Raw genomic sequence first — 3,311 nt, 5'->3', positions numbered from 1 at the left:
TCCTGCGCGATGTCGGCCGGCATTTCTCGGTCAACCGCATGCTGGCGTTCGACAGCGTCAAGCTGCGGCTCGACCGCGACCAGTCGCTGTCGTTTCTCGAATTCAACTACATGATCATGCAGGGCTACGACTTCACCGAACTCAACCGGCGCTACGGCTGCCTTCTGCAGATGGGTGGCTCCGACCAGTGGGGCAACATCATCAACGGCGTCGACCTCAGCCATCGCATGGGCGGCCCGCAGTTGTACGCACTGACCACGCCGCTACTCACCAAATCGTCCGGCGAGAAGATGGGCAAGTCGGCCTCCGGCGCGGTCTGGCTCAACGGCGACCTCTTCAGCCCCTACGATTTCTGGCAGTATTTCCGCAACACTGAAGACGACGACGTCGGCAAGTTCCTGAAGATTTTTACGCGCTTGCCGCTGGATGAGATCGCCAGGCTGGAAGGGCTCGGCGGCGCCGAAATCAACGAGGCCAAGAAGATCCTGGCCACCGAAGCCACCGCCATCGTGCACGGCCGCGAGGCCGCCATCGCCGCCACCGAAACCGCGCGAAAAACCTTCGAGGAAGGCTCGATCTCGTCGAGCCTGCCGACCATCGATATTCCGCAAGGCGAACTCGCCGCCGGGATCGGCGTGCTCGGCGCCTTCGTCACCGCCGGCTTGGTTGCCTCGAACGGCGAGGCGCGCCGTCAGATCAAGGGCGGCGGCCTGCGCGTCAATGACGTCGCAATCACCGACGAGAAGATGCTGCTGACGCCGGCCCTGCTGACGCCGGAAGGCGTGATCAAGCTGTCGCTGGGCAAGAAGAAACACATCCTGCTGCGCCCCGCATAGGCCCATTCGTTCAGCGCACTGTTCATCGTCGGCGAAACGCGCTCCATGAGGGCGCCATTCGCAAACGCCTTGAAGAGTCGCCCGATGGATCCCAAAGACTCGCTGAAGACCTCCCAGCGCACCGCGCTCGCCGTCCTCGGCGTCTGCTTTACGCTGTCGGTGCTCGGCCGCGGGCTGCAGGAAAGTTTCACGGTCTTTCTGCTGCCGATTTCGCAGGCGTTCGGCTGGGACCGTGGCGACGTGGTCTCGATCTATTCGCTCACCGCTTTGTGCGTCGGCCTCGCCTCGCCGCTGGTCGGGCGATTATTCGATCGCTCCGGCCCCCGTGCCGTGTTCGTCACCGGCCTGGCGCTGATCGGCGGCGCGTTCATCGCCGCGTCCTACGCGCAACAGCTCTGGCAGTTTCGACTCACCATCGGCGTAGCGCTCGGCTTTGGCGTGGCCTGCATCAGCAACGTGCCGAACTCGATCCTGCTCGGCCGCTGGTTCGGCAAGCGATTGCCGACGGCGATGGCCGTGGTCTATTCGGCAACCGGCGCCGGCGTGCTGATCATGCTGCCGATCGCGCAGATCATGATCGACCATTTCGGCTGGCGCGGTGCCTACCAGTCGTTCGGCTGGCTGGTGCTGGCCCTGCTGGCGCCGCTGCTGATCCTGCCCTGGCGGTTGTTCTCCGGCGGCTCCGAGCATCTGGAAAAGCCCGAGGCGCATGAACTGGCCGACGAAGGCTGGACACTGTGGACCGCGATGCGGCACCACGCCTTCTGGGCGCTGTTCTCGACCTTCTTCTTTACCGCCATCGGCATGTACGCGATCTCGCCGCAGGTCGTGGCCTATCTGATCGACGCCGGCTTCCCGCCGCTGACCTCGGCGACCGCCTGGGGCTTCAGCGGCGTGGTGCTGCTGTTCGGCATGCTCGGGGTCAGCTGGCTCGACGGCGTCATCGGGCGGCGACCGTCGGTGCTGTTCAGCTACGCGCTGTCGATCGTCGGCATCGTGATGCTGTGGCTGCTGCAGTGGTATCCGAACTACTGGCTGCTCACCGGTTTCGTGGTCTGCTTCGGCAGCATGATCGGTTCGCGCGGCCCGCTGCTTACCGCCACCGCCATGAAGATCTTTCGCGGCGAGCGTGTCGGTACCATCTACGGCACCATCACCATCGGCAGCGGACTGGGCTCCGCGCTGGGATCCTGGAGCGGCGGCCTGCTGCACGACTGGACGCAGAGCTACAACCCGCTGCTCGCCTTCGCGCTGGTCAGCGTGATTCTCGGCATGATTCCCTTCCTCGTCGTGCCGGCCTTGCGCCGCTGATCCCCAGGCGAGACTAAATTGCAGGCGATGTTATGGGACGCCGTTACTAGCCTGCGACGTCATGTCCGCTTCTGCGAACGCATCGGGATACCCTGCACCCGTTACCTTCATCATTGGTAAGTAGGTTGCTGCTATTCCTCGGGAGGTAATGCTCCGATTCGAGGTCCTGATGAGTCTGCTCAGCCGTTTCACCATCCGCACCAAACTCGCCAGCATGGTGCTGGTATCCGCCGCGTCGATCTGCGCGATCATCGCCGTAGCCGCCTCGCTCAGCCAGAAGCGCATGCAGCAGGACCGCATGGAGCAGCTCCATACCGCCGTCGACATGGCGGTCGGCATGGCGGAGACCCTGCAGGAGGAGATTGCGGCCGGCAAAATCACTTTGGCCGACGCCCAGATGCAGTACCGCCGTCGTGCCAAGGGCATGTCGTTCGGCAACAAGCAGGGTTATCTGGTCGCCTATCGTCCCGACGGCGTCCTACTGGTCAATGCCGGCAATCCAGCGCTTGAAGACAAGTTCACCGGCGCCAAGGACTCCAACGGGACTTTGATTTCCAAGGCGATCATCGATGCCGGCCGGCAAAGCGCCACTGGCGGCACGACTTACTATCTCTATCCCCGGCCCGGACAGACCGAGCCCACCGCGAAAATGGTCTATGCACGCTACTACGCTCCCTGGGAAGTTACCTTCAGCACCGGCCTCTATATCGACGACCTCGACGCCGACGTGAACGCGCTGCTGATGCGTCTGGGCGGCGTCGGCGCAGCCGTGCTGGCCGTGATGGCACTGCTGTCCTGGCTGATCGCCAGCGACGTCCTCGGCGCGCTGCGACGTCAGCAGGCCCGCATGCACGCTATCGCCAACGGCAAGCTTGACGACCAGGTCGAAGAGACCGACCGCGGTGACGAGATCGGCCGCATGGCCGAGACGCTGGAGATGCTGCGCCAGACCTCGCTGACCGCCCGTACCCTCGAAGCCGAGCAGTCCCGGCTGAAGCAGATGGGCGAGACCGAAAAACGCGATGCGCTGATCGCGCTGGCCAACCGCTTCGACGCTTCTGTCGGCGCCCTGGTCGGTTTGATGGCCTCGGGCTCCACCGAGTTGGAAGCCACCGCGCAGTCGATGAGCGGCACCGCCGAACGTACCAACGACCAGGCCACCAT

General features: G+C 64.1%; 3 protein-coding genes. All 3 read left to right on the top strand.

From position 1 onward, the window contains the following. The coding region (tyrS, locus tag JWR89_RS03485; protein ID WP_299711850.1) for a tyrosine--tRNA ligase at positions 1-836 on the top strand (836 nt) is incomplete at its 5' end. Positions 837-920: 84 nt separating this feature from the next. Next, on the top strand, positions 921-2,147 hold the full coding sequence (locus tag JWR89_RS03480; RefSeq protein WP_299711849.1) for an MFS transporter: 1,227 nt from the start codon (positions 921-923) through the stop codon (positions 2,145-2,147). Between the two features lie 169 nt (positions 2,148-2,316). Further along, on the top strand, positions 2,317-3,311 hold a 995-nt coding region (locus tag JWR89_RS03475; RefSeq protein WP_299711847.1), incomplete at its 3' end, for a cache domain-containing protein.

Origin of the sequence: Tardiphaga sp., from assembly GCF_028290785.1 — a bacterium.
GTDB lineage: Bacteria > Pseudomonadota > Alphaproteobacteria > Rhizobiales > Xanthobacteraceae > Tardiphaga.
The sequence above is the reverse complement of the archived record's forward strand: the minus strand, read 5'-3'. Positions and strand labels throughout refer to the sequence as shown.